Source organism: Pseudoalteromonas sp. Scap25 (assembly GCF_013394125.1).
Taxonomy (GTDB): Bacteria; Pseudomonadota; Gammaproteobacteria; order Enterobacterales; family Alteromonadaceae; genus Pseudoalteromonas.
On sequence record NZ_CP041327.1, the window covers coordinates 879,665 to 905,612 of the forward strand.

General features: G+C 39.8%; 19 protein-coding genes. 13 read left to right on the forward strand and 6 right to left on the reverse strand.

Features of this window, described 5'->3' with window-relative positions; all coding sequences use genetic code 11:
• Positions 1-52: 52 nt before the first annotated feature.
• Together FLM54_RS04035 and FLM54_RS04040 are read right to left on the reverse strand one after the other, a co-directional pair.
• Positions 53-3,151 carry an efflux RND transporter permease subunit gene (locus tag FLM54_RS04035; RefSeq protein ID WP_010391050.1) on the reverse strand — a complete coding sequence of 1,033 codons (3,099 nt, stop codon included), beginning with the start codon at positions 3,149-3,151 and terminating at the stop codon, positions 53-55.
• A 3-nt stretch (positions 3,152-3,154) separates the two neighbouring features.
• Entirely contained in the window at positions 3,155-4,207 is a 1,053-nt protein-coding gene (locus FLM54_RS04040) for an efflux RND transporter periplasmic adaptor subunit (RefSeq protein WP_138571138.1), read from the reverse strand.
• A 247-nt stretch (positions 4,208-4,454) separates the two neighbouring features.
• Here FLM54_RS04040 and FLM54_RS04045 point away from each other — a divergent pair, with 247 nt between their 5' ends.
• The 6 genes from FLM54_RS04045 (at position 4,455) to FLM54_RS04070 (ending at position 9,858) form a co-directional block, all read left to right on the forward strand.
• On the forward strand, positions 4,455-5,159 hold the full coding sequence (locus FLM54_RS04045) for a DUF2982 domain-containing protein (protein ID WP_178955329.1): 705 nt from the start codon (positions 4,455-4,457) through the stop codon (positions 5,157-5,159).
• Positions 5,160-5,194: 35 nt separating this feature from the next.
• Positions 5,195-5,527, forward strand: coding sequence for a hypothetical protein (locus tag FLM54_RS04050; protein ID WP_010391054.1), 333 nt, complete (start codon positions 5,195-5,197; stop codon positions 5,525-5,527).
• A 66-nt stretch (positions 5,528-5,593) separates the two neighbouring features.
• Positions 5,594-7,240 (forward strand): DUF1566 domain-containing protein, encoded by a 1,647-nt coding sequence (locus FLM54_RS04055; RefSeq protein WP_178955331.1) that lies wholly within the window; start codon positions 5,594-5,596, stop codon positions 7,238-7,240.
• 10 nt (positions 7,241-7,250) lie between these two features.
• Positions 7,251-7,766 (forward strand): DUF1566 domain-containing protein, encoded by a 516-nt coding sequence (locus tag FLM54_RS04060; RefSeq protein ID WP_178955333.1) that lies wholly within the window; start codon positions 7,251-7,253, stop codon positions 7,764-7,766.
• A gap of 152 nt (positions 7,767-7,918) precedes the next feature.
• Positions 7,919-8,836 carry an ExeA family protein gene (locus FLM54_RS04065; protein ID WP_058154289.1) on the forward strand — a complete coding sequence of 306 codons (918 nt, stop codon included), beginning with the start codon at positions 7,919-7,921 and terminating at the stop codon, positions 8,834-8,836.
• 11 nt (positions 8,837-8,847) lie between these two features.
• Complete coding sequence (locus FLM54_RS04070) at positions 8,848-9,858, forward strand: general secretion pathway protein GspB (RefSeq protein ID WP_178955335.1); 1,011 nt, start codon at positions 8,848-8,850, stop codon at positions 9,856-9,858.
• 7 nt (positions 9,859-9,865) lie between these two features.
• On the opposite strand, the gene FLM54_RS04075 is transcribed toward FLM54_RS04070, so the two are convergent.
• Positions 9,866-11,062 carry an HD-GYP domain-containing protein gene (locus FLM54_RS04075; protein ID WP_178955337.1) on the reverse strand — a complete coding sequence of 399 codons (1,197 nt, stop codon included), beginning with the start codon at positions 11,060-11,062 and terminating at the stop codon, positions 9,866-9,868.
• Positions 11,063-11,171: 109 nt separating this feature from the next.
• A complete protein-coding gene (gene putA / locus FLM54_RS04080) occupies positions 11,172-14,975 on the reverse strand; it encodes a bifunctional proline dehydrogenase/L-glutamate gamma-semialdehyde dehydrogenase PutA (RefSeq protein WP_138605655.1) in 3,804 nt (1,267 codons plus the stop codon).
• A 169-nt stretch (positions 14,976-15,144) separates the two neighbouring features.
• On the opposite strand from putA, the gene FLM54_RS04085 reads away from it, so the two are divergent.
• Positions 15,145-15,627 (forward strand): winged helix-turn-helix transcriptional regulator, encoded by a 483-nt coding sequence (locus FLM54_RS04085; RefSeq protein WP_178955339.1) that lies wholly within the window; start codon positions 15,145-15,147, stop codon positions 15,625-15,627.
• An 88-nt stretch (positions 15,628-15,715) separates the two neighbouring features.
• Here FLM54_RS04085 and FLM54_RS04090 read toward each other — a convergent pair whose 3' ends face one another.
• Positions 15,716-16,321: a TIGR04211 family SH3 domain-containing protein gene (locus FLM54_RS04090; RefSeq protein ID WP_138605653.1), complete on the reverse strand. Its 606-nt coding sequence runs from the start codon at positions 16,319-16,321 to the stop codon at positions 15,716-15,718.
• A gap of 212 nt (positions 16,322-16,533) precedes the next feature.
• On the opposite strand from FLM54_RS04090, the gene FLM54_RS04095 reads away from it, so the two are divergent.
• Complete coding sequence (locus FLM54_RS04095) at positions 16,534-18,054, forward strand: CYTH and CHAD domain-containing protein (protein ID WP_178955341.1); 1,521 nt, start codon at positions 16,534-16,536, stop codon at positions 18,052-18,054.
• Positions 18,054-18,746, forward strand: coding sequence for an START domain-containing protein (locus FLM54_RS04100; protein WP_178955343.1), 693 nt, complete (start codon positions 18,054-18,056; stop codon positions 18,744-18,746). The genes FLM54_RS04095 and FLM54_RS04100 overlap by 1 nt, the downstream gene beginning before the upstream one ends.
• Before the next feature lie 48 nt (positions 18,747-18,794).
• Here the strand turns inward: FLM54_RS04100 and FLM54_RS04105 are convergent, their stop codons facing one another.
• Positions 18,795-20,312 (reverse strand): S10 family peptidase, encoded by a 1,518-nt coding sequence (locus FLM54_RS04105; protein WP_178955345.1) that lies wholly within the window; start codon positions 20,310-20,312, stop codon positions 18,795-18,797.
• A gap of 305 nt (positions 20,313-20,617) precedes the next feature.
• On the opposite strand from FLM54_RS04105, the gene FLM54_RS04110 reads away from it, so the two are divergent.
• The 4 genes from FLM54_RS04110 (at position 20,618) to mrcB (ending at position 25,706) form a co-directional block, all read left to right on the forward strand.
• On the forward strand, positions 20,618-21,400 hold the full coding sequence (locus FLM54_RS04110) for a response regulator (RefSeq protein WP_178955347.1): 783 nt from the start codon (positions 20,618-20,620) through the stop codon (positions 21,398-21,400).
• Between the two features lie 254 nt (positions 21,401-21,654).
• Positions 21,655-21,993, forward strand: a complete 339-nt coding sequence (locus FLM54_RS04115) for a P-II family nitrogen regulator (protein WP_010391070.1) — start codon at positions 21,655-21,657, stop codon at positions 21,991-21,993.
• A 9-nt stretch (positions 21,994-22,002) separates the two neighbouring features.
• Positions 22,003-23,232 carry an ammonium transporter gene (locus tag FLM54_RS04120; RefSeq protein ID WP_054202014.1) on the forward strand — a complete coding sequence of 410 codons (1,230 nt, stop codon included), beginning with the start codon at positions 22,003-22,005 and terminating at the stop codon, positions 23,230-23,232.
• Between the two features lie 140 nt (positions 23,233-23,372).
• Positions 23,373-25,706 (forward strand): penicillin-binding protein 1B, encoded by a 2,334-nt coding sequence (mrcB, locus tag FLM54_RS04125; RefSeq protein ID WP_178955349.1) that lies wholly within the window; start codon positions 23,373-23,375, stop codon positions 25,704-25,706.
• Positions 25,707-25,948: the final 242 nt, after the last annotated feature.

Below are 25,948 nucleotides of genomic sequence, written 5' to 3' on the forward strand. Positions count from 1 at the left end.
TTATATGCACCAAAATAGCGCCGTAACAGCTAATTACGACGCTCAGAGTGACTTAGATCTCTTTAAGTGGTTTTTCAGCTGCTTGTTTATCTAGCTTTTGCTGTAAAAACTCTGGTGATTGTGTATTTCGCGCTAGTGCGTAATAGGCAGCTGGCACCACAAACAGAGTCAGTATGGTGGCAACCGTTACGCCGGTAAATACCACTACACCAATTACCATTCTACTTTCCGAGCCAGGCCCTGAGGCGAGTACCAAAGGTACCGCGCTCATAACTGTGGTTAGGGAGGTCATTATAATAGGACGTAAACGCTGGGTAGCGGCTTGTAAAATAGCTTCACTAAATTCCAACCCTTTATCACGTAACTGATTGGTAAATTCAACAATCAGAATACCGTTTTTAGCGCTTAACCCGATGAGCATCACAATACCAATTTGGCTGTATATATTAAGTGTTAAGCCCATACTCCATAGGCCAAACATAGCACCCATTAGCCCAAGTGGAACGGTGAGCATAATAACAAGCGGATGCATAAAGCTTTCAAACTGAGCAGCGAGCACTAAAAAGGTCACGGTCAATGCCAGCACAAACACGTAGGTCATAGCTGAGGCACCTTCATAAAACAATTGTGACTCACCTTTGTAATCAATGGCGCCATCAATGTCATTTTCTTCTGCGGCAACATTGTTTAAAAAGTTTAGTGCTTGTTCTAGCGTATAGCCATCAGCTAAGTTGGCACTTAGAGTAATTGCACGCATACGGTTATAGCGATTTAAACGCGAGGCGGTGGCTTCTTCTTTCAAGCTTATAAGGCTGTCGAGTGGCACCAATTCATTGCTGCGAGATTTAAGGTAAATATTTGAAATATCAGTAGGGTTTGCAAAGTCTTCTTTAGTTCCCTTTAAAATTACATCGTACTCTTCACCGCGGTCAATAAAAGTGGTTACACGGCGTTGGCCAAGCATGGTTTCAAGTGTACGTCCCACATCTGAGACTGATACGCCTAAATCAGCGGCTTTATTTTTATCAATACTGACTAAAAATTGTGGGAAGGTTTCTTTATAATCATGATCAATGCGCACTAACCCAGGGTTTTTCTCTGCACGTTTAATAATTCTATCGCGCCAATCAGCTAGCTGAGCATAATCATTACCTTGTAAAACAAACTCTATCGGTCGCGATGAACCACCACCGCCAATACCACGGCGCATAATTGCAAAAGCACGTACATCGGTGACTTCTTGCATTTTACCGCTTATTTCATCCATGACTTCCCAGGTTGAGCGTTTGCGTTTATCCCAATCCGCCATACCAACAATGGCTACACCACCACTGCCACCCCAACCTGGAACTCGCACTAAAACTCGGCTTAGTTCGCCAGATTCAGAGTAAGGCATTAAGCGTTCTTCTATCTTTGCCATATTAGCGGCATTATTCTCATAGCTAGCCCCTTCAGGGCCATTCATAAGTACAAAAAAGGTACCACGGTCTTCTTTAGGGGTAAGTTCAGACGGTATTTGTAAAAATAATGAATAACTAACAAACCCAGCTAAAACTAAGCTCAGCATTAAGCCCCATTTGCGGGTCATGTTTGACGCTAAAGCGTTACGGTATCCATTTTCTAATTTAGTAAAAAAGCGATCCATTGCTTGGCTAAATTTACTTTCTTTTTCAGAGGCCTTTAAAACCTTTGAACACAATGCCGGAGAGAGTGTTAATGCAGTAATACTGGAGAAGAACACGGCTGCACTCACCGCCATTGCAAATTCTGTAAATAGTGCGCCTATTCGTCCTTCCATAAACACCAATGGTACAAACACAGAGATCAGTACTAGGGTGGTGGCTATAATTGCAAAGCCTACCTCACGGGCGCCGCGATAAGCTGCCAATAAAGGCGGCTCACCAAGTTCTATGCGGCGGTGAATATTCTCTAGCATTACAATGGCATCATCTACCACTAAGCCTATTGCTAATACTAGTGCCAGTAGAGTTAATAAGTTAATTGAATAACCCATTGCTAATAAAAACATAAAACTACCGACTAAGGCGACCGGTACGGTGACCGCAGGAATAAGTGTGGCGCGAATATTACCTAAAAATATAAAGATAATAAGCACTACTAAGCCCATAGAAATTGCTAAAGTTTTATAAACCTCATTAATTGATTCTTTGATAAATACTGAAGAGTCGTAACTGTCTTCGATAGTGGTGCCTTCTGGTAGGTTACGCTTAATCTTTTCCAGTTCACTGCGGGCATTATCAACTACTGTAAGAGTATTTGCTTTGGCTTGTTTAACAATACCCATACCAATCATATTACGGCCATTTCCGCGAAATAAGCTTTCATCATCGGCGGCTTCTAATTTTACGTCAGCCACTTCGCCTAGACGTACTAAATAACCATCTTCGCCTCGCTTAATGACAAGGTTTTGAAAATCACGTTGGTTTTTATAGCTGCGTGCAGTGCGCACAGTAAAATCACGGTCTACCGATTCAATTTCACCCGCCGGAAGCTCTACATTTTCACTGCGTAGTGTTTGCTCTATATCACTAGAGGTAATGCCACGAGCTGCCATCGCTTGGCGGTTAAGCCATACTTTCATGGCATACTTTCGCTCTCCCCCAATACGCACATTTGATACACCATCAACAACGGCTAAACGGTCGACAATAAAACGCTGTGCATAATCAGAAAGTTGCAATGAATCCATGGTTTCACTGTTAAGTACAAACCACGCGATAGGGCTTTCGTCACTATTTGATTTTGATACTTCAGGAGGGCGTACTTGCTCTGGTAGGCTGTCTAATGCCCGTGCAACACGTTCTCGTACATCGTTAGAGGCATCGTCTATATCGCGGTTAATATTAAACTCAATGGTAATGTTTGAGCGGCCATTACGACTCGATGAGTTAATACTTTTAATACCCTCAATCCCCGAAATACGGTTCTCGATAACTTGGGTTATTTTTGTTTCAATAATTTCAGCAGATGCACCGGTATATTCAGTACTAATATTTACAATCGGTGTTTCAATATCTGGATACTCACGCAAAGGCAGCATACTAAAAGCAACTAAGCCAAAAGTGAGTAACAGTAAGTTAATAACAATCGCAAAAACGGGGCGTTTGACGCTAGTATCGGTAATTTTCACGTGTTACCCCTTAACGCTTACTTTGCTACCAGAGCGGATTTTGATTATTCCCTCGGTAACAATCTGCTGGCCGTTCTTTAACCCCTTGTCTATTGCAACCCAGCCATTGTTTCTACTTGCAACATGTACCTCTATGCGATTAGCTATGCCATCTTCAATTTGAAAAACATAATGTTTATCTTGCAGAGGAATAATTGCTTTTTCAGGCACCATTAGCGCTTGATTGCTGCTTAGCTCTAGTGCAGTTTTAAGTAGCATACCAGGGCGAAGTAAACCCGATTTATTAGCAAAACTGGCTGTTACTTCTACACTGCGAGTGATTGAATCAATACGTGAGCTTATATGGGTTACTTTACCGGTGAATGTTTGATCAGGGTAAGCATCGTTTTGAGTGCGAACAGTCATTCCGTTTTTCAGTTGAGCTAAATACTTTTCAGGCACTTTAAAATCAACTTTTATGATACTGATATCATCTAAGGTTGTAATTATCGTGCTGTTACTAATATAAGCGCCTACCGATATTTCGCGTTTACCCAGTAACCCAGAAAAAGGCGCGGTAATAGCCATTTCATTGAGTTTAGTTTTGGCACTTTCAAGTTGAGCTTCGCTGGCATCAACACGGGCTAGCTGTTCTTCAAGTAACGACTTGGCAGTCGCTTGTGAGCGAGAAAGTTCGGTAAGCCTAGCTAATTGGCGTTTTTCTTCTTGTAAATTAATGCTAAGTTCTTTTACTGCAAATTGTTCTTGTTGGTTTTGCAGTTGCACTAATTTTTGTCCTTTGCTGACCAAGTCGCCGTCTTCAAAGTAAATGCTGGTGACATAATCGTTTTGTGCGCTTTTAATGTAAATAGCCTGATTAGCACGGGCACTGCCAATGGCTTCAATCATAATGGCATTTTCTTGCGACTCGACAGTGTGCGCAGAGACTTGTGTTGTCATTGCCGAGTAATCAGCTTGCTCGCCCTGTGATGCGGGCAAATATAAATAAACGCTAAAAATTATTAGTACCGAAATAATAAATGGAAATAGGGCTTTGCCGGATTGTTTAGAGTGCATTGTTTTCATACCTGAAAATAGATTATAAGTATTGTACGAAATCAGGACAAAAAAAGGCGGTTATGTATCTCATTAATTTGTGCGTTAGGCGTAAAAATAACTGATACTTAGTCATTGCGCATATTTAACAGTAATAATAGGAGTTAATTGATGAACTTCAAAACATCATGCAAACGCTGTTTAACACTGAGAAAGTTAGTATTGTGGGCTATTATTATGTTTATATTTTATATGGCGTTTTTTCAGTATGGCTAATATAAAAAAACACACACTTAAATACCGAGCGCAAGGCGCTAAAAATGGGATTGAAATACTGGTCGTAGGTAGCATTGGTTTAATCTTCATCATGCTATTTAATTTATTGCGTCCAGGTGAAATCAGTATTATTGAATTTTTTTTAGTAAGTTTATGTATTGCAGCAATTTTAATTGGATTTTTTAAAACACAAGAACCTTTTTATAGTATTATTTTAACTGAGCAGCAATTAACATATCAGCATAAGTACGGGCAATGGGATTTACACCAAGAAAATCTCCACCATTGCGGTATTCCTAAAGTTGATAACGGTATTGATCATCTTGAGCTGAACGCGATTGGTATTAAGTTAAATGATATAGATACATTTTTAGCTGCTTTAGCACCAAGAATTGCGGGTAAATTACTAATAGAACAGCGGCACTTATTTATGCAAGTTGTTCAAAAAAATTGCAAAAATGGGCATTGCCCATCAGAATGGTTAGTTGAAGATAATAAATTTAGGTCAAAAAAAGGAATTGACTATAATGGGCTTATAGCGATGTTTGCTAATAGGGCTAAGCATCTTCAGCTTTTAACAGGGTATGACTTACTGTTACCTGCCAGTGTAATAGAAAGTGATATTTGGGAATTTTGCGCAAATTTAAATAAATGGAAGCGTGATCCCTCTCAGTTTATCAAGTCGCAGTGTGAATAATAATATAAGCACTCACTGCGGGATTAGGAATAACTATGAGTCAAGACAGATCTTTTATTAAAAGTGGTCGAAACACCATAATTCACAAAGACAGAAAACTAGATTTAGTGATTGTTAATGGTGAGGAACATCCTCGAATTAAAGTAACAGCAAATGGCCTTGAACCATTTAAAGAAGAGCTGCCAAAAAACCGCCGTGATGCAAAAGAGCGCTACTTAGATATGGTTTATATTGCAAGTCCAGATGTATTTAGCGAGGAGAAACAGTTGTTGTTTATTCAATCCTTAGATGGCCGCGAATATAAAGTAGATTACAGTAAAGTTGGCACTAAGTTATTTGTTCGTATTCATCAAGATAGCTATTTATAATTTATAATGGCACTTTTTTTGCTTTACAGTCTTATTAGATAATTTTAAGACACAAAGGTGCTTAGTATGAAAGCAATTTCGTTAATACCACTTATGGCATGCTTGCTTTTGGCTGCATGTGGAGGGGGAGACGGTGCTGATAACAGTGATATTAAAACGTCAGTATTTGCAGGTAACGATCTCCAAGTTGTAGAAAAATCAGAGTTTACTATTTCTGCAAAAGGCTCTCCTGCAGATGGTATTTTTACTTGGCAGCGTGTAAGCGGTCCTATTATAGATGTGTTTCCGCTTGAAGGGGCTGAACAAACCATCACTGCACCGGATGTAAAATCTGATAGTGAATTGGTCTTAAGGGTAAGCTATCAAACGCCAGATGGTAGTTTAGTGAATGACGAGTTGAGTGTTTTCATTTCCTCTAATAATCAGCTTCCTCTTGCTGTTGTTACTCAAGTTGCTCCTGCAAACTTACCCTCAGTTTATAAAGATACTGTAACCCTTAGTGGTTTAACTTCCACAGACCCCGATGAAAATGGCGAAATTAGTAGTTACTTGTGGCAATTATTATCTGGGCCTGATTTAACAATTGATAGCTATACCAATCCAACGCTTAGTTTTCCTCATCCATTATTAGAAAATAACACCAACTTAAAATGGCAACTCACCGTAACGGATGATGAGGGCGGGGTATCTGCATCACAATTTGATATGACTCTCAATAAAACAGCCCAAGTGATTATTGCCGATGCGGGTGCAGACCAAACAGTAGAAGAGTTTGATAAGGTTATTTTAGATGCGACGGCAAGCGAAGCGGCAACTCAGACTTATCAATGTAAGTGGCAACAACTTACCGGAAATACCGAAGCTCTTCTTGAACCGCAGTCATGTACTGCTAGCTTTTTCGCCTCTGATATTGATTTAAATGCAACTCTTAGCTTTGAAGTACAAGTTATGGATTTAAAAGGGCGTACCGACACAGATACTGTATTTATTGATGTAACACCTAAAGCGCTTGGGTTAATAAACGATACTGGGCTGGGTGAGTGTTATAACAATACTCAACGTATTAATTGTAATAATGATGAGTTTCCAGCTCAAGATGCTGATCTTGGGCGTGATAGTTTTGCCAATCGTTTAGGTAAAGTGGGTAAAGGGAATTTGGCTTTTGATTACACCAAACTTAATGAGTTTGCCGATGAGCTTCTTGATGATGCGTCGAACTTTAGCTGTATTCGCGATAATACTACCGGCCTTGTTTGGGAAGTGAAAAGTCCTTATTCCGGTGTGTTACCAAATACCTCACTGCGTGATGGACAAAACCGCTATATTTGGCAAGGGACTGTCAATAGTGGCGATGTAACGGGTAGTGCTAATACTACGTGCCCAAATAATACTGATTGTGGATTGCAAACCTATATAGATGAAGTTAACGCGCTTGATTTTTGTGGTGGCAGTAATTGGCGTTTACCCACTTATTCTGAGCTGTTAGGTTTAATCGACTACGGTAAACAAGGGCAAAATGTATTGATAGATACTGCATTTTTCCCTAATACACCATCGACTAATAGTGTCGGGCATTTACGCTACTGGACTTCACAGACCGCGGTTGATGGTGCCAGTTTATCTCAGGCTTACACTATCGATATGATGGATGGCAACGATTTAGCCTATCCAAAAGATAATACCGCTTACGTGCGCTTAGTTAGAAATCGTTAAGGTGATTATTATGAAATTAATTAAAGTCTCTATGTTATTAGCCTTGGGATTGAGCCAGTCACTTGCAGCGCAGCAGTGTTATGAAGAAGTTGCGACTAGCGATGATACCGACCGATTTGTGATTAATATTGATGGCACTGTGTCAGATACTAAAACAGGGCTGATGTGGCAACGCTGTAATTATGGCCAAGTTTATAATAGCGAAACAACTAGCTGCGATGGTGATACTCAGCCACTAAATTGGCAAGCTTCACTTAAAGGCGCAGTTAATGACAGCACAGCAGATTATAACGACTGGCAAGTACCAAGTATTAAAGAGTTAGCCAGTATAGTAGATCACCGTTGTACCGATCCAAGTATTAATGCGGATATTTTTTTAGCAACGCAGTCGCAAAATTATTGGTCTAACACCTCAGGTATTAGCAATATAAATTCGGCATGGGTTTATCAATTTTCCAGTGGTTTAAATAGCTTACATGCTAAAACAAGTAACGTATATTTACGCCTAGTACGCTATGAGAAGTAGTTAATTAATGTATTAGCGAATCTAAAAATGCGCTTTTATTTAGTTTAGCCTTTTTATTTACACTATTTTAATAATAAAGCCTGGTTGTAGTTGTCACCCAGGCTATTTTTTTGCCATTATAGGCCGTGAATTAACGACCAAGGACTATAAAGGTGTATTTAAGCTATTTTGGTTTACAAGAAAAGCCATTCTCAATTTCGCCTAACCCCCATTACTTATTTTTAAGTGAACGCCACAAAGAAGCATTAGCACACCTTACTTATGGGTTAGGTGAAGACGGTGGTTTTGTGCTGTTAACAGGTGAAGTGGGTACGGGTAAAACCACCATAACGCGTAGTATGTTAGAGCGACTGCCTGAAAATACCCAAGTAGCAATGATCCATAATCCTGCGTTATCAGAACTTGAACTGTTAGCCAGTATTTGCGATGAATTACAAATAACTTACGACGCCAAAAATGCAACCCTGAAAAGTTTAACGGATGTGATTAAAAAGCACCTTGAGTTTAATAATAAAGCGGGGGGGCATACTATTTTGATTATTGATGAAGCACAATTGCTTGCCCCTGATGTGCTAGAACAACTTCGCTTATTAACCAATATTGAAACGGATCATAAAAAGTTATTACAAATAGTATTAGTAGGGCAGCCTGAGTTACAGGTACTTCTAAAGCGAAATGAGTTAAGGCAGCTGGCACAGCGTATTACTGCCAGATATCACTTGTTAGCACTAACACCAGGGCAAACCATTGCTTATATTCAACATCGGCTGCATATTGCAGGTTGTGACAAGAAAATATTTTCAATGGAAGCAATGCAAATGGTGCATCAGCTCACAGGCGGTGTGCCACGATTAATGAATCTGGTGTGTGAACGCGCATTAGTAGGGGCATTTTCGAAACAACAAGAAATTGTTGGCAGTGATATTGTTAAACAAGCGGCGAGTGAATCTTTACCTATCGACTTTATTGTTACAAATAATAAGGTGAGTAAAACAGGTTCGATTTGGCCTTATAGCGCTGCTGCGTTAATGCTTTTTGGTGCAGGAATTGGCCTGTCTTTTATTTTTTAGTTAGGTGATTCATGTCTTATTTATTAGATGCGTTAAAGCAGTCAAAGCACGATACCATGAGCGCTGAGCAATATGACTTGCAAGCGCAACAATTAAAACAACAACGCCAGTTGATGACCTATCGTCGAATTAGTTTTTTACTCGCAGGAAGTTTATTGGCAACGGGTATATTGGCCAGTGGCTTCTTTGTCGGCAAGTGGGCGCAACAAGAAAATGTAACCGTTAAAAATGAGCCTGTTCAAAATGACCTTAGTCAAAAAGAGTCAGGGGTTGTAGAAAAACCAACAACAAATGCAGAGGAAGTACAAAGAACGGTTGCTCAAACAGTAACAACTCCTCAAGCGCCCATTGTAACAGCTGCGCCTAACAATTCTGTGCCGCTGGCAGGGCAGTTGGTTTATGTACAAACCCCAACGGGTGTACAGCAAATGTTGCTGACGCCACAAGGACAATATTTACCTATGAGCGTTAATCAAGCGTCTCAAGGGCAAACGCAAAATTTCTCGACGCAGAATAACGCTTCATCTAGTTTTCAATCACCGAGCAGTCAACCGCAAAGTGTCCCAACTCAATCAGCGAAAAGAACACTTACTGCAGATGAGTTGAGTAAATATAAGGTGTTAGGTAAACCACTTAATCAAAATGTGCCTGCGCAGCCAGAGTCAAATGATGAACTTGATACGGTTCCCGATACGCTGAAAAATGCGTTTGCGCAAGCCGTTAATAGTACAGAAACAACAGCCGACTATGAAGTAACTCAAGGCTCTCGCCTTTCATCACGAGTACAGCCTGTTGAGCTACTTCCTGATGGCTTACAAAGTATGTTACCAAGTATTAAGTATCAGGCGCACATTTATTCTTCAGCTGCGGATAAACGCTGGATAAAGCTCAATGGCAGAGAGCTATATGAAGGGGAGTCTATTGGTGCGTTGAAGCTGTTAGAAATAGCGCCAGATCAGAGCGTACTTGATTTCGATGGTTATGAATTTAGCTTAAAAGCCTTGCAAGATTGGCCACAATAGTGGCCAATTAACTAAAGATAGAGTGCTTATAAAAGCCTTCTAAATCTATATTATATTCATTGGGTTTTATTGCTGATTCAAGCGTGTCCTTCGTTCTTTTATTTGCTAAATCAACGTCTTGAACTTCAGTGTAACGCCCATGTTTTGCATTGAAAAACGTTTTTACTACTGGCTTTAATGGTGTTGCTGGATTGCTTTGAGTAACGAGTCCCACCTTTTGGCTTGAGAGTTTTACCAGTGTGCCCACAGGGTGAATACCAATGCACTGAATAAACTTATTAAGTAGCACCCCATCAAAGCTATCTGGGCAGCCTTGCTTTAAAATTTTAAATGCTCTAATTGGCTCCATGCCTGCTTTATAAACCCGTTCAGCGGTTAATGCATCATAAACATCAACAATAGACGCCATACGAACGTACTGGCTTATTTCATTGCCTTGTTTGCCAAAGGGATAGCCTTTACCATCTAAACGCTCGTGATGCATACCTGCAATATCTACGGCAATCCCCGTTAATCCTGCGTCTTCTAGTATCTCTTTGCTAAAGAGCGCATGATTCTGCATCACTTTGAATTCTTCGTCCGTATAACGACCTGGTTTGTTGAGAATAGCATCAGGGATTTTTATTTTTCCCATATCATGTAAAAGAGCGCCAGTGGCAAGTTCTTCAATAATTGCTTTTTCAATACCGAGATGTTTGGCAAAAATACTCATCAAAATAGACACATTTATCGAGTGCTCTAACAAATAGGCATCTTTTTGGCGCATTTGTGTAATGCACGCTAGAGCATCTTGATTTCTAAATACGGAGTCAATAAACCCACTAGCCAGTTCTTTAAAAGGCGCAACATCAACAGTACGCCCAGACTCTATATCGCCAAAAGCTTTGGTTTGCAGGTTTTTTGCTTCATCGTAAAGCTTTTTAGCTTTACTCATTTCTTGCTCAGCACTGTGGGTAATTAACCAAGGATCGCGCTTTTTGATTTCGTGCTGAGTAGGTAAGGTTGCTTGTGTTTCAGGTGCTTCAGATTCGAGCATTTTATCAGGGTCGATTTCAACCTCTAAAATTCCTGATTTTATTAATTTATCAATTCCACTTTGAGTTTTAACCCAGCCTTGGTTTTTTATTCTAATGCTACCAGTTTGTTTAACAACTTTTTGTACAAACATACCAGGCTTTAGCTGTGAAGTAGGAATGATTTTCAAAGTGAACTCTAATTAACAGTTATTATTTTTTAAATTAACAAATAAATGCGTAGATAGGAATAAAAAAGGCATCAAATAGATGCCTTTATTTAGATTAATGCATTAATTGCTATTCATCATCTTCAACAAGGGTCATCAACGAGGTGTTACCGCCTGATGCCGTCGTGTCTATACTGATTGTTTTTTCAGTAATTAAGCGCTTAATTAGCGTGTCGTAATACTCAGAGCTGATCACTGGTAGTATTGCGCCTTTACGTTGTGCAAGCTGTTGGCTGAAGTAGCCTAAGCGAGAAGAACGTGCAGCAACTACCGCACCGGCTAGGTGAGGATGCGCCAATATCGCTTGTAATTGATTTGGTTTAGCTACTTGGAAAACACCTTCAGCAACGCCAGTCGCAATAAACTTATCTCTAAAAGCAACCGCTTCATCATAAAATATTTCAGATGCTACCGTTATTACCGTGTTACCAGCAGCAAGCGCGGTAATAATCGATAGTGCCCAAAAGTTAAATGAGGTGCTCTTATCTGCGTAACATACTACACAGCCGCGTGCTTCAAGGTGAAGAGTGTTTGACTCACCCGTTGGCCCCGGTAAGGTTGTATATTTGCGCATGTGCTTTTCTAAGCGGTTTAACTGAGCACGTGCATCGGCAAGCGTTAACGCTAAATCGTCTGCAAGATCATCAATAATTTCAACGGTTGCTACTTTCGCTAATAACTGACGCACCGCAGAAACACGATCATTCAGTGGTGTTGCACGCCAAATTTTTTCATCGCGCATAGAGTTAACCATTAGCTTTTCTACTTGCTCATTTGCGCCACTGTAGTGGTGTAAATCAAGCTCGTCTGGCGTTAGGTTAGTCATTTGTACGTTATCTGGTGATGCTTTTTCTTTAATTAAGCGTTGTAGGTAGTTTGGTCCACCGGCTTTAGGGCCAGTACCCGATAGTCCACGGCCACCAAATGGTTGCACGCCAACAATCGCACCAATCATATTACGGTTTACGTAAACATTACCTGCGCGCGACATTTTAGCTAGGTGTTCACAGCGCTCTTCAATACGAGAATGAATACCCATTGTTAAGCCGTAACCGGTGTTGTTAATTTGGTCGACAACACTATCAAGCTCACTCGCTTTAAAGCGGATCACATGTACACATGGGCCAAATACTTCACGCTTTAATACCGATAAGTCTTTGATTTCGTATAAACGTGGTGCAAAGAAAAATGCGCCATTTTCGCTGTTATCAGGAATTTTACACTCGTAGTGAAGTGTTGCATTACCTTTTAGGTATTCAACATGAGCATTAAGTGTTTTCAGCGCTTTTTCATCAATTACAGGGCCTACGTCTGTAGAGAGTAATGATGGGTCGCCAATATGTAACTCAGCAAGTGCGCCTTTGATCATATCGATAATGCCATCAGCAACATCTTCTTGAATAAAGAGCACGCGTAATGCCGAACAACGTTGACCGGCACTTTGGAAACCAGAACTGATAACATCATCAACAACTTGCTCAGGAAGCGCAGTTGAGTCAACAATCATACAGTTTTGACCGCCAGTTTCTGCAATTAAAGGTACTTGAATATCGTTACGTGCAGCTAATGTTTGCGAAATAAGCGTGCCCGTTTCAGTTGAACCTGTAAACATAACAGCTTGAATGCGCTCATCTGGCACAATGGTTTTACCTACTTCGCTACCGCGAGCAATCACAGGCTGTACAACGTGCTCAGGTAAACCAACAGAAAGCATTAATTCAATAGCGCGTAGGGCAATTAAGCTCGTCTGTTCTGCAGGTTTTGCAATTACAGTGTTACCCGTAACGATAGCAGCTGCAACTTGACCTAAGAAAATAGCGAGTGGGAAGTTCCATGGGCTAATACATAAAATCACACCACGAGCTTCAAAGCGCTCATCTTGAGCAAGCTCTTCAGCACGGGCAGCGTAGTAACGACAAAAATCAACCGCTTCGCGTACTTCATCAATACCATCTTGTGCCACTTTACCTGCTTCTTTGATACAGATAGCAACAAGTTCATCATGATGACGCTCTAAAATATCAGCAACGCGACGCAATAAATTAGCGCGCTCTTTTACTGGCGTTTGTGACCATGATTCAAAAGCGGTTTCAGCGTTGGCTAGCAACACTTTCATTTCATCGCTATTTTGTAATTTCACATGGCCAATAATTTCTTTATGGTTTGCTGGGTTTTTAACTGCCAGCGCGCCCTCTGGTACTTGGCTTTCTTCAATTAAGTGCTCTTCAAACCAAGTGTCTAAATTTTCTTTAAACGGGGTTATCACGTTAATATCAGTTAAATCCATACCCTTTGAGTTGGCACGTTCTTCACCGTATAAATCAATTGGCATTTTTATTTGCGTGTTGTACTTATTACGTAATCCTTGCAGTGTTTCAACAGGATCTGGTAATAATGCTTCAACCGGTTGGGTGGTATCTACAATGGCATTTACAAAAGATGAGTTAGCACCATTTTCTAGTAAACGACGAACAAGGTAAGCAAGTAGGTCTTCGTGCTGGCCTACTGGTGCGTATACACGACACTGGATTTTTTCTTCATTAACGATTTGGTCAAATAAAGATTCACCCATACCGTGCAGACGTTGGAATTCAAAACCTTGGTTATCACCTTTCGCTACTTCTAAAATAGTCGCTGCAGTATAGGCGTTGTGTGTTGCAAATTGCGGGTAAAGCACATCTCGTGCTTCAAGCATTTTAATCGCACATGCTTTGTATGACACATCTGTGGTTGCTTTACGGGTAAATACCGGGAAGAAGTCTAAACCATCTTGTTGCGTGGTTTTGATTTCGGTATCCCAGTATGCGCCTTTTACTAAACGCACCATCATTTTACGACCCACACGGGTTGCTAGGTCTGTTAGCCATTCAATAACAAAAATAGCGCGTTTTTGATACGCCTGAACCGCTAAACCAAAACCTTGCCAATCGCCAAGGTCGTCATCGCTAAATACCGCTTCAATAACATCGAGAGAAATATCCAAACGGTCTGCTTCTTCAGCATCAACAGTAAAACCGATGTCGTATTTTTTAGCGGCAAGAGCAAGTTCTTTTAGTTTTGGAACGATTTCTTCCATCACGCGTTCTTTATGAGTAAATTCATAACGCGGATGAATAGCCGATAACTTTACAGAAATGCCCGGGCTTTTAATCGGGCCACGACCATTCGCCGCTTTACCGATAGCATGAATTGCATTCATGTAGCTGTCGAAATAACGCTTAGCGTCTTTCATTGTGCGAGCGCCTTCACCTAGCATATCGTATGAATATACATAGCCTTTTTGCTCTTTTTCAGCCGCGCGCTCAATTGCTTCGTTAATGGTACGACCCATTACGAATTGCTTACCCATTATCTTCATCGCAAAGTTCACAGACTTACGAATAACTGGCTCGCCTAAACGACCAATTGTTTTTTTAAGTATGCCAAACTGCTGCTCTTTCGTTTTGTCGTTATAGTTAACCATTTTACCGGTTACTAGTAATCCCCAAGACGAGGCATTAACGAATAAAGAATCACTACTACCTAAGTGAGAGCTCCAATCGCCATTTGCTAATTTATCACGTATTAATGTTTCTTGAGTTGCTTTATCAGGAACGCGAAGCAATGCTTCGGCTAAACACATTAATACCACACCTTCTTCACTCGATAGTGAAAATTCATTTAATAGCGCATCAACACCGCTTTGACCATCTTGGTCTTTACGAATGTTTAAAACTATTTGGCGAGCTCTTTCCCATGCACGGCTTCGTGCTTTAACACCGACTTCTGCAAGTGGTAAAATGTGATCAATAACCGCATTTTCATCAATACGGTAAAAGTCACGGATCTTCTGTCTGATCGGACAAGTCGTTGTTAAATCGCCATTGAATAACATAAGCAACCCTCAGGAGTGTTAAGACTTAGGATAATTGTTAATTACCGCTAAATGTTGTTGGTGTAAAGCGTGCATTCTAATTAAAATCCAGCAGAATATGCTGGTTAATTTCGCCGTTTTACGATAATTTACAGGGCATATTATTAACTTATCCATATAAAATACTGATATGACTAATCCGAATAGATTACGCCTGCTTGATCGTATCGATATATCAATTTTAGACGTTTTGCAGCGCAATGGTAGAATTTCAAATGTTAACCTCGCAAAGCAGGTGAATTTAAGCCCCAGTCCCTGTTTAGATAGGGTTAAACGTTTAGAGCAAGAGGGCTATATTGAAGGGTATTTCGCTAAATTAAGTGAGGAAAAACTTAATCAAAGCTTATTGGCCCATGTGCAGGTATCATTAGTTACCTCAAATACAGCCGTATTTAAAGTATTTCGTGAACACATTCTTAAAATTAAGCAGGTTGTTGAGTGTGATATGGTAGCGGGTGGTTATGACTATTTATTAAAAATTCGCATTTCCAACATGGACGAATACAGAGAAGTATTAGGTGATTTGGTTGATATTCCGGGAGTGGGCACACACCACACTTACATGGTAATAGAAAAAATCAAACAAGACCCTGGGCTTCGTTTAGATATATAACGCAGGTATTTTTTTAAAGATAAAATATAGCAGGCATAAAAAAAGCATCATATGATGCTTTTTTTATGCCTGCTATATTAAGTTAAGCTTATGCCCAACCTTCATAGCGTTTTCTTCGTGATAACACGATAGTTAAGATAATCCCTAAGAACAAACCTAAAAATGCAATGGCTCCACCGTAAGTAAGTAGCTGGCGTTTTTCTTTAGCGCTGGTTGCTTGTTTTAGTTGTTGTTCTTGAGAAAGCTCACCTTGTAACTGACTAATTTGTGCTAATAGTTGCGCGTTTTGTTCGGTTAACTGTGTGTTTTGCTCTTGCAGCTCAGGTAACTCAACTTGCGCTTGGCGAAGTCTATTTTGCATAGTGCTTATTTCATTATTGAGGGCTTGGTATTGTTGTTTTAAACCCGCTGATTCACTAATGAATTTAGCTTCTACCCAGCCTTCACGATCTTTATCATCTTTAACTTTTATAAAGCCATTTTGTTCATCAGATAATAAAGTGAGTTGTGTACCTGCATCTATTGAACCAAGTAAGCGATAGTCTTTACTGGCACCTGAGCGCATGAAAGTATACAAATTATCGATTATATAAGCTGTTTTAGCATTAGTCGGCGACGTTGATTGAGCTTCCTCTGCTTGGCTCATAAACGGGGCGGCTGTTAAAAGCAGCCATAGTAAACAGTGTTTTAGCATTTATCTACCTTGTTAATCTAGCAGTGTCCGTTGTGAACGTGATTTTTATTTCGCATAAGTATATAGATAGTATGGATTTAATAGTTTAATAGCAAGACAGATATTGTAACCAGAGCATTTTGCTTGCGTGTTTATGACTAAAAAATTTGCAATATAGGGCTGCTTTGTTTATTTTGAGCACTTATTAATTTTAAGGGTAATCCGCAAGCCTAATGGATACTGAGATAGAACTGAAATTTTTGGTATCAGATGACGTCATTCCACTGATCCCCTCACTAATTACTCAATTTGCAAAAACAGTCACAAACAAACCTTCTAAAAGTTTGCAAAATGCTTATTATGATACACCAAGCAGAGAGTTAAGAGCACTCGATATTGGCTTTAGAACGCGTTGTACAGACGAGCGCTGTGAGCAAACAATTAAGCTAGCTGGAGAAGTGGTCGGGGGCTTACATCAGCGCCCAGAATACAATCTTCCAATAGAAACAAACCGACCAAATCTAATGGCGTTTGATTCATCAATTTGGCCTCACGGTATGCAAATTGATGCCATATCACAAAATCTATACCCTATTTTTAGTACTAATTTTATTCGCCGTACGTGGTTAATAGAAACCCCAAATGGTGCCAAAATTGAAGTGGTATTAGATAAAGGTGAAATTGCTGCGTCAGGTAAGGTAGAAATCATCAGCGAGCTTGAAATCGAGCTGGTTGAAGGTAGTCGTGAGGAGCTATTTGCTTTTGCAGATATATTAGTGAGCCAAAACAGCATTCGTTTAGGGCTCTATTCAAAAGCAGCAAGAGGCTATCGCCTTGCGGATGAAACACCGCTACAACCAAGTAAATCAATCGGCTTTGTTAAACTTAATAAGCAAGTCACTCAAGAGCAAGCTCTTATTGAAGCTATGGGGTTTGGAATTCGCTTTGTGCAAAAACACGAGCAATGCTACTTCGATAAGCCGAGCTTAAAAACATTAAAGCGGGTAACCGATGGCATTAGTTTAATTAGACACAACTTTTGGTTGTTTGACGATATTGTTAGTAAAGAAAGTACCGATCACCTCAGAACAGAGCTAAAGTGGTTATTAAGTGAATTAGCATGGGTTGAAAATGCGATTCAGTTAAAAACTTATACCTCTAAGCGCCATGCTTTTTATAAAAAAATAAATAGTGCTCCTGCGTTAACGCAAGTTATAAACGATTTAAAAGAGTTACAGCCGAGCATTGACGATATTTTTTCGCTTTTTCATAGTGCCCGCTACAACCGTTTATTGCTGAGCTTAACAACGTGGCTGATAAATAAGCAGTGGCGTAAAGATTGGAGCCAAGCAGAGCTTCAAAATGCAGAGCAACCTATTGTAGATATTGCTCATCGCTTATTTGATAAAGATTGGAAAAACTTACATCGCTTATTGCCTAAAGAGCAAAGCTTAGCAGGCAATGATTACTTAAACTTCCGCACTCAATTAGAAAATAGTTTACTCAGTGGTAACTGTTTAGGGGCACTGTTTAATAAAGATGAGCGATTAGAATTTAGGCTCCCTTGGCTGGATATTTCTCATGGGATGTATGAGTTAAGCACGCTTGATTATTTAAAACAGCTGTGTGGCGGGCAAGAAGATGCTCAACTGGCAAAAATACAACTATGGTTAGAACAAAAATCTGACTTTTTAGTTAGTGCCATGGAGCAAAGTCGACATGCTTCATTTGATACAGAACCCTATTGGCTTTAATGACTAAGCACTTTTGTGGCCGGACCTTGCTGCAAAAGTGCATGATTCTTTCACTTTTGTGTTTTGCTACCAATGTGTGTTCACAGCCATCTTGGCAACTTTACGAAAGTAAACAAGGGGTAAGTGTTTATTTTCAGCGTTTAACTGACGATACCTTGAAAATGAAAGCTGAAACGGTGGTTAGCAATGTCACCGCAGAGGATTTAGTTGCTTTACTTAGTGATACCGATACAGCCCCTAGCTGGATAGAAAACATTACTAAGGTCACGTTACTCAAAATTTTAAGCCCTTCAGAAAACTTAGTTTACAGTTATATTGATAGCCCGTGGCCTGTTAGCAATAGAGATGTGATTACTTATTCGTGCTATACAAGGGTGAGTTCGTTGCAAACGCAGCTTAGTATTCACGCGCGCCCAGATTTTTTACCTAAAACTAAAGGGGTAATAAGAATAAGCACCTTAGATGCAATGTGGCTGTTAACTCAGCAGGCGAAAAATTTGCACATTAGTTATCAGGTATATGCGTTACCAGGCGGTAAGATACCCACGTGGTTAAATAATCGGATCGCCCTAAAAAGTACCCTTAAGACGCTAATAAATCTTGCTGAAATACTCACTACTAAGCAGTACATAGCAAAGCCAACCGTTATTCGCACCGGTAATTGCACACATACCGAACCGCCGCAGTTATAAGTAAAAAAGTGACCTAAGTGATCACTTTTTTAAGTGGATATAAGCTAATCAGTATTTAGCGGATTCACCGTCTTTGGGTAAAGACTGCATTATAAACTCGCGTAAATCGTTATTAGAACTTTCTAAATCTGCATGACGTAGATACATCATGTGGCCACTGCGGTAGCCTTTAAAGCTTAATCTATCTTGCATTTTACCACTTGGATCTAATTGCCACATGGTGTACTTGGCATCAAAGTAATTGGTTGCACCGTCAAAATAGCCCGCCTGAACCATTACACTTAAATAAGGGTTTTGAGCCATGGCTAAGCGTAAATTTTCACCGGTATTATTTCCGCTTCTGTCCCATGGGTGAACGTTACCAAATAAGTTATATTTGATATCGGTTTTGTAATTAAGCTCTTCACGAAGATAGTAGTTAATTGCAGGGGTAAAAGAGTGCAGCCATGATGTAAGCTCTGCCCAGTAATCTGGAGACTCACCGGCATCGCGTTTATCTATGCCTAAATAGCGCGAATCCAGTCGACCAACCATTTGTCCGCGTTCACGCAACAACTCTTTCCAAAAAAACTGTGTTGGAATATCTAAATTGTTTTGACTAACAAATGTTTCAGATAAACCCGCATATTCAGCCATTTTTTTAATAATACGACGTTTTTCGTCAGGCGCAATAAAGCCGCCTTTTGCAAGCGCAGGGATGAGCTCATTAACAGTAAACTGTTCAACTTCTGGTAATAGCTCGTCTAAATCTTTTGCTTGTAAATCGGCGTTTAATGCTTTGTGGTACCATGCAGTAGCTGCAAAGTAAGGTAGGCGGTTAGCTGATTTTACTGGTCCGTCGCGTTTAATACCGATATCGGTAGGAGAAACGAGTACAACACCGTTAATGTACATCCACTGACTATTTTGCAGCTCATGTGCTAAACCCGATACACGAGTAGTACCATAGCTTTCACCAATTAAAAACTTTGGAGAGCGCCAACGTTCATTTCGAGATACAAAAGTATTAAGCCATTCTGCGAGGTACTTTATATCGGCATTAACGCCAAAAAATAGCTCTTTTTGTTTATCTTTGGGTAAAAGGTTACCGTCTTTATCTTCTACAACACGTGAATAACCTGTATTTACAGGATTTACATAAACGATATCCGCTACATCTAAAACCGAATAAGGGTTATCTTTTACACCATAAGGTTGAATTGGGTAGCCTTCGTCGTCAATTTTTAAAACACGAGGGCCGGTGTAAGCTAAATGCATCCAAACCGATGCTGAGCCTGGGCCACCATTAAATGAAATAAGTAATGGACGCTTTGTTCTGTCATCTACTTTATCGCGGGTGTAGTAAGTGTATTGAAGGGTTGCTATGGCATCTCCCTTGTTATCCCATACCGGTTGTGTGCCTGTTGCTACCGTATAAGAAAATCGTTCGTTATTTATTTTTGCTTTGTGCTGAGTAACTACTTTACTGTCGATATCAATACGGCGTTGATTATCGGCAAACGTTGCACTTGTAAATGTAAGTGCAATTGCGGCAATGGGTAAAAATAGACTTCGACTAAATTTCATAACTAACCCTTTTTATTTTATGTACTGCAGTTATAGCGATATTTGAGTAAAAAACAAAAGTATTGAGACTAGCTGCCGATAATAATCGTTGAGTTTATGTAATTAAGATTAATCTCAACATAGCAAACAGGCGAAATATACTTGATGTGTATGCCATACTGTAAGTTTAAGGCGATTAAAAAATTTAATTATTAATTAAGTTTTTTAAGTTATTGGTCGCTTTAATTGTTTTTAAATGGATGCTTGAGAGTGATTTATTTTTAGGTTTATTACCATAAAGGGTGAACGTAAATGAAAGGGAGTTTATGCAACGGGTTTTAATTGTTGAAGATAATATAAGGGTAAAACAGGTACTCAAACATATTGCTGCTCATTACCTTGATGTGCGGGTTGATTTCGCTCAGTCACTTACTCAATGTAAAAAGTTACTAAATCAAACTAGTTATTCGCTCGCGTTAGTTGATTTATCTGTTGGTGGTCAAATCGATACTGATATAACTCGCTTTACACTGTCGCAAGGTATCCCTACGTTGGTGATGACAACGCAAACAGATGAACATACACGTTTAAAAATGCTGGAATTAGGTATTATCGATTACGTCATTAAAGATAATCGCGACTCTTATCTTTACGCCATAAAATTTGTAGCACAGTTATTGCGTAACCAGGGGCGCAAAGCGCTGGTTGTAGATAATTCCTTATTGAGCAGTAGCTTGGTTAAGCAAATGCTCGAAAAACAATTGTTTGACGTCATTACTGTTGATAATAGTGCGCAAGCTCTTCATATACTTGAGCATGATCAGGCAATCAACTTAGTGATCACTGACCATAACTTATCAGGTATGAATGGTTTTGAATTAATTAGAGCAATTCGAAATATTAAAAGCCGTGAGCAATTGGCCATTATTGGTTTAGCTGATGTATATAGTTATGGCGTTGCTGCACGATTTATTAAATCAGGTGCGAATGACTTTTTAACTAAACCCTTCACCCATGAAGAGTTTCACTTTCGAGTGGTGCAAACTATGGAGTCAATATGGCTAAGTGATGCTCAAAAAACGGCTTTGTCTTTCGATGCGACAGAGTAACTTTAATCTTAAATACATTATCAATGTGTATTTGGGAGTGTAACGGTTAGTTAAAGACGATTATTTGCGTATTTATCGACTCGCACCAATTCTGTATTTTGCTTAAAAAAAGCGCACCTAAATGGTGCGCTTTTTTGTTTTTTATATTATTTAATTTAATAACCCTCTGTTTTTATTTGTAATTTAAAGGTGGCACAAAGGTTGGATTGTATAGAGCAAATACAATAACAAGCTAGTGTCCTAAGGGGGCCTTTGTGAAAATGATCAGTGCAATAATAAAGCCATTCAAACTAGATGATGTGCGTGAAGCACTCGCTGATTTAGGCATCGAAGGAATGACCGTGGTTGACGTTAAGGGGTTTGGACGTCAAAGAGGTCATACAGAGTTATACCGTGGTGCAGAGTACCAAGTTGACTTTATACCTAAAATTAAACTTGAAATTGCCACTCGAAGTGAAAATTGCCAACGCGTTGTAGAAACCATTACCAAAGTTGCTGGAACGGGCAAAATTGGTGACGGCAAAATTTTTGTTTACGACCTAGATCAAATCGTCCGTATTCGTACAGGCGAACTTGATGATGACGCAATTTAAGGGGGCAACATGGAAAATACAATTATAGAGCTGAAGTTTTCGCTCGATACGTTTTACTTTTTAATTTCTGGCATCTTAGTTATGTGGATGGCAGCTGGTTTTGCAATGTTAGAAGCTGGTTTAGTGCGCTCAAAAAATACTACAGAAATCCTAACTAAAAATATCGCACTTTATTCTATCGCTTGTACTATGTTTTTGTTGGTCGGTTACAACATTATGTATGTAGACAACGTTGAAGGCGGAATAATTCCTTCATTTGGTGGCCTAATAGGTAGTCAGGCGGCAGACGCCGATCATTCACTAGAGTCTGATTTTTTCTTCCAAGTAGTATTTGTTGCAACGGCTATGTCTATTGTATCTGGCGCCGTAGCGGAGCGTATGAAGTTATGGGCTTTCTTAGTGTTTACAGTAGTACTTACAGGATTAATTTACCCAATTGAAGGTTACTGGACATGGGGTGGCGGCTTCCTATCTGAATTAGGCTTTGTTGATTTTGCAGGTTCTGCCATTGTCCATGCAACCGGTGCAGCTGCAGCGCTTGCGGGTGTAATTCTACTGGGTGCACGTAAAGGTAAATATGGTAAAAATGGTGAAATTTACCCAATTCCAGGTTCAAACTTGCCACTTGCTACATTGGGTACATTTATTTTATGGATGGGTTGGTTTGGCTTTAACGGTGGATCACAGTTATTAATTTCAGATAAAGAAAATGCAACTGCAGTAGGTCAAATACTACTTAACACCAATGCTGCTGCAGCTATGGGTGCAATTTCAGCCTTGTTCTTATGTAAATTATTATGGGGTAAGGCAGATTTAACCATGGTACTTAATGGCGCACTTGCAGGCTTAGTGGTTATTACTGCAGATCCATTATCACCATCACCATTAATGGCGTGTTTATATGGCCTACTAGGTGGGTCTTTGGTTGTACTAAGCATTGTGGCACTTGATAAAGTGAAAATTGACGACCCTGTAGGTGCCATCTCTGTGCATGGTGTATGTGGCATATTAGGTGTGGTATTAGTGCCGGTTACTAATGCCGAGGCTAACCTTGTGGCACAGTTAATTGGTTTACTATGTATCATTGGCTTTGTGTTTATCGCATCATTCATTGTTTGGGCAGTCTTAAAACAAACTATGGGTATTCGTGTTACCGAAGAGGAAGAGCTAAACGGTATGGATCAACATGATTGTGGTATTGATGCTTACCCAGAATTTGTTTCAGTAAGAAGTAATTAAAAGTAAAAGTATTGTGTGTTCAATCAAAGCCCTACTCAGTTAGGGCTTTTTTGATTTCAGGAAGGGTTAATTTTTCAGGTGTTAGAGTAATGTGATAAGCTCCTCGCGTTAAATCAACCTTTGGAATGTATTACACTTAAATGGCTGAAAAAAAGAAAACACCGACCAGTAAACCCTCGACTAAGCGCGCTACTAAGTCATCTAAAACATCAGCGCGAAAAAGTGCTGCAAAAAAAACCGCAAGCTCGGCTAAACGGCCATTTTTAAAAACGTTGTTTTCTATTTTTTGGAAACTGAGTCTGGCGACTTTCATCGCTGTAGCACTTTACTTTATTTATCTTGATGCAAAAATCACCCGCCAATTTGAAGGCAATAAATGGCAACTTCCAGCCCAAGTGTATGCGCGTTCAATGACGTTTTTTCCTGGGCAGTTTTTATCTGAGCAAGAAGTTTTATGGGAGCTTAAACGTTTAAATTACACGGCAGTTAATCGCTTAAGCCGCACAGGGCAATATATTAAAACAGCTAATAGTATTAAGATTTTTCGTCGTGATTTTGAATTTTATGATGGTTTAGAAAATGCTCACGTAATTGAACTACGTTTCTCTGGAGAAAAGGTTGCCAGTATTAAAGATAAATTCGGTCGTCGCTTAAACACTGCCAGATTAGAGCCTGTACAAATAGCCCGTATAGGTAATGACTCAAAACAAGACCGCGAATTTGTGCCATTAGATAAATTTCCTGACATGCTTAAAAATGCTTTGTTAGTGGTCGAAGACCGCGATTTTTATGATCACCATGGGGTATCGGTATTTTCTATTTTACGGGCTTTATATACCAATATTCGCGCAGGAAGAACCGTGCAAGGGGGCAGCACACTGACGCAACAGCTAGCTAAAAATATTTATCTTACCCGTGAACGTTCATTAGTACGTAAAATCAATGAAGCTTTTATTGCGCTTATTCTTGATTATCGTTATTCAAAAGATCAGATTCTTGAAGCCTATTTAAACGAAGTCTACCTAGGTCAGTCTTATAACCAAGGAGTACATGGGATGGGGCTGGCTGCTGAGTTTTACTTTGCAAAACCCGTTGATGAACTTGAGTACGACCAAATTGCTCTGCTGGTGGCCATGGTTAAAGGCCCTTCTTATTATAACCCTAGACGTTATAAAGAACGTGCTATGGAGCGTCGTGACTTAGTGCTGCGTTTAATGGTCGATAACAAACTTATTTCCACTAAAGAGTATCGAGCCTCATTAAAGCGCGCAATTGATATTGCGCCAATAAAAGCCAGCTTACAAAAGTCTTACCCAGGTTACTTAGAGTTGGTTAATCGCGAGTTGAAACAGCTGCTACCTGATCAAGAAGTATTAGATGCAGGAGTGCGCGTATTTACCTACTTTGACTTGCAAAAACAAACCGCAATGGAAGAATCGATTAAGGCCAGTTTACCTTATTTGGAAAGGCGTCCAAATACCAAAGAATTAGAAGCGGCAATGATCTCCGTTAATGTTGAAAAAGCTGGTGTATCAGCGTTAGTGTCTGGACGTGATGTGCGCTATTCAGGGTTTAACCGGGTGCTTGATACCAAGCGCAATATTGGCTCATTAGTTAAACCGGCAGTGTATTTAAGTGCACTGCAGCTTCCTCATTATAATTTAGCGACATTGCTTGATGATTCACCCGTGCAAGTCACCAACGAAGAGGGAAAAGTATGGCAGCCAGAAAACTTTGATCATCAATACCGAGGCGCCGTGCCTCTTTATAAAGCATTCAGCCACAGCATTAATATTCCGGCAGTTAACTTAGGGCTTGATGTTGGGGTTGATAAAGTTGCTAATACACTCAGAGGACTAGGTGCTAAAGGCCATATTAATGAATACCCGTCGCTGCTATTAGGGGCTATTGAAATGTCGAGTTTTGAAGTGGCCCAGCTTTATACCACTATTGCTGCTGATGGCGAATACAGAGAGCTGACGTCTATCTCGGCATTAACTGACTCTGTTGGTAAAGTACTTTATAAGCATAAAGTGAGTAACGAACAACGCTTTGATAAAGATGCCATGTACATGACCAAATACGCTATGAAGCGAGTAACTAAAGATGGCACCGCTAAGCGCTTAAATTTACATTTTCCGTCGATTCAGTTAGCAGGTAAAACAGGTACCAGTAACGAATTACGCGATAGCTGGTTTGCCGGGTTTGATCAAAATACAGTGACTGTTGCTTGGCTAGGTCGTGACGATAATAAAAGCACTGGTTTGACTGGTAGTGTCGGCGCGCTTGAAACCTATATTCGTTATTTAAAACCGCTAAACCCCCAAGCCATTGCCGATACTCGTCCACCTTCAATTCGGTGGGCATTTGTAAACGAGCAAACGGGGAAGCAAGCACCACCAGGGTGTGGCAAAGTGATTCAATTACCACTTAGGGCCAGTGAGTTTAAACCAAGACCCCAGTGTATTCGCTAGGTAATAAAAATAAAAAAGCCCGAAAGGGCTTTTTTTTATGGATTTCTTTAATAAAGGACTAGTGAAATGTTTTTATTTATTTTTATAGTATAAATATTGTTCACCTGTTGTTAGTTTAAAGGAATGGGTATTTGTTTGTTTTTTGTTAACTTTGTTGTTTTTTTGTTTGCATTTTTGTTTCATAAGCATATTATAAATATGCCTTTAAGGCATATAATTATAATTTCAAACAGGGATAAATA

Coding starts and splice junctions, on each gene's coding strand:
- FLM54_RS04120 (WP_054202014.1), top strand. CDS start 22,003: ATGGAAAATACAATTATAGAGCTGAAGTTTTCGCTCGATACGTTTTAC.
- FLM54_RS04090 (WP_138605653.1), bottom strand. CDS start 16,321: ATGCTAAAACACTGTTTACTATGGCTGCTTTTAACAGCCGCCCCGTTT.
- putA (WP_138605655.1), bottom strand. CDS start 14,975: ATGTTATTCAATGGCGATTTAACAACGACTTGTCCGATCAGACAGAAG.
- FLM54_RS04085 (WP_178955339.1), top strand. CDS start 15,145: ATGACTAATCCGAATAGATTACGCCTGCTTGATCGTATCGATATATCA.
- FLM54_RS04055 (WP_178955331.1), top strand. CDS start 5,594: ATGAAAGCAATTTCGTTAATACCACTTATGGCATGCTTGCTTTTGGCT.
- FLM54_RS04105 (WP_178955345.1), bottom strand. CDS start 20,312: ATGAAATTTAGTCGAAGTCTATTTTTACCCATTGCCGCAATTGCACTT.
- mrcB (WP_178955349.1), top strand. CDS start 23,373: ATGGCTGAAAAAAAGAAAACACCGACCAGTAAACCCTCGACTAAGCGC.
- FLM54_RS04060 (WP_178955333.1), top strand. CDS start 7,251: ATGAAATTAATTAAAGTCTCTATGTTATTAGCCTTGGGATTGAGCCAG.
- FLM54_RS04040 (WP_138571138.1), bottom strand. CDS start 4,207: ATGCACTCTAAACAATCCGGCAAAGCCCTATTTCCATTTATTATTTCG.
- FLM54_RS04095 (WP_178955341.1), top strand. CDS start 16,534: ATGGATACTGAGATAGAACTGAAATTTTTGGTATCAGATGACGTCATT.
- FLM54_RS04070 (WP_178955335.1), top strand. CDS start 8,848: ATGTCTTATTTATTAGATGCGTTAAAGCAGTCAAAGCACGATACCATG.
- FLM54_RS04050 (WP_010391054.1), top strand. CDS start 5,195: ATGAGTCAAGACAGATCTTTTATTAAAAGTGGTCGAAACACCATAATT.
- FLM54_RS04100 (WP_178955343.1), top strand. CDS start 18,054: ATGACTAAGCACTTTTGTGGCCGGACCTTGCTGCAAAAGTGCATGATT.
- FLM54_RS04110 (WP_178955347.1), top strand. CDS start 20,618: ATGCAACGGGTTTTAATTGTTGAAGATAATATAAGGGTAAAACAGGTA.
- FLM54_RS04045 (WP_178955329.1), top strand. CDS start 4,455: ATGGCTAATATAAAAAAACACACACTTAAATACCGAGCGCAAGGCGCT.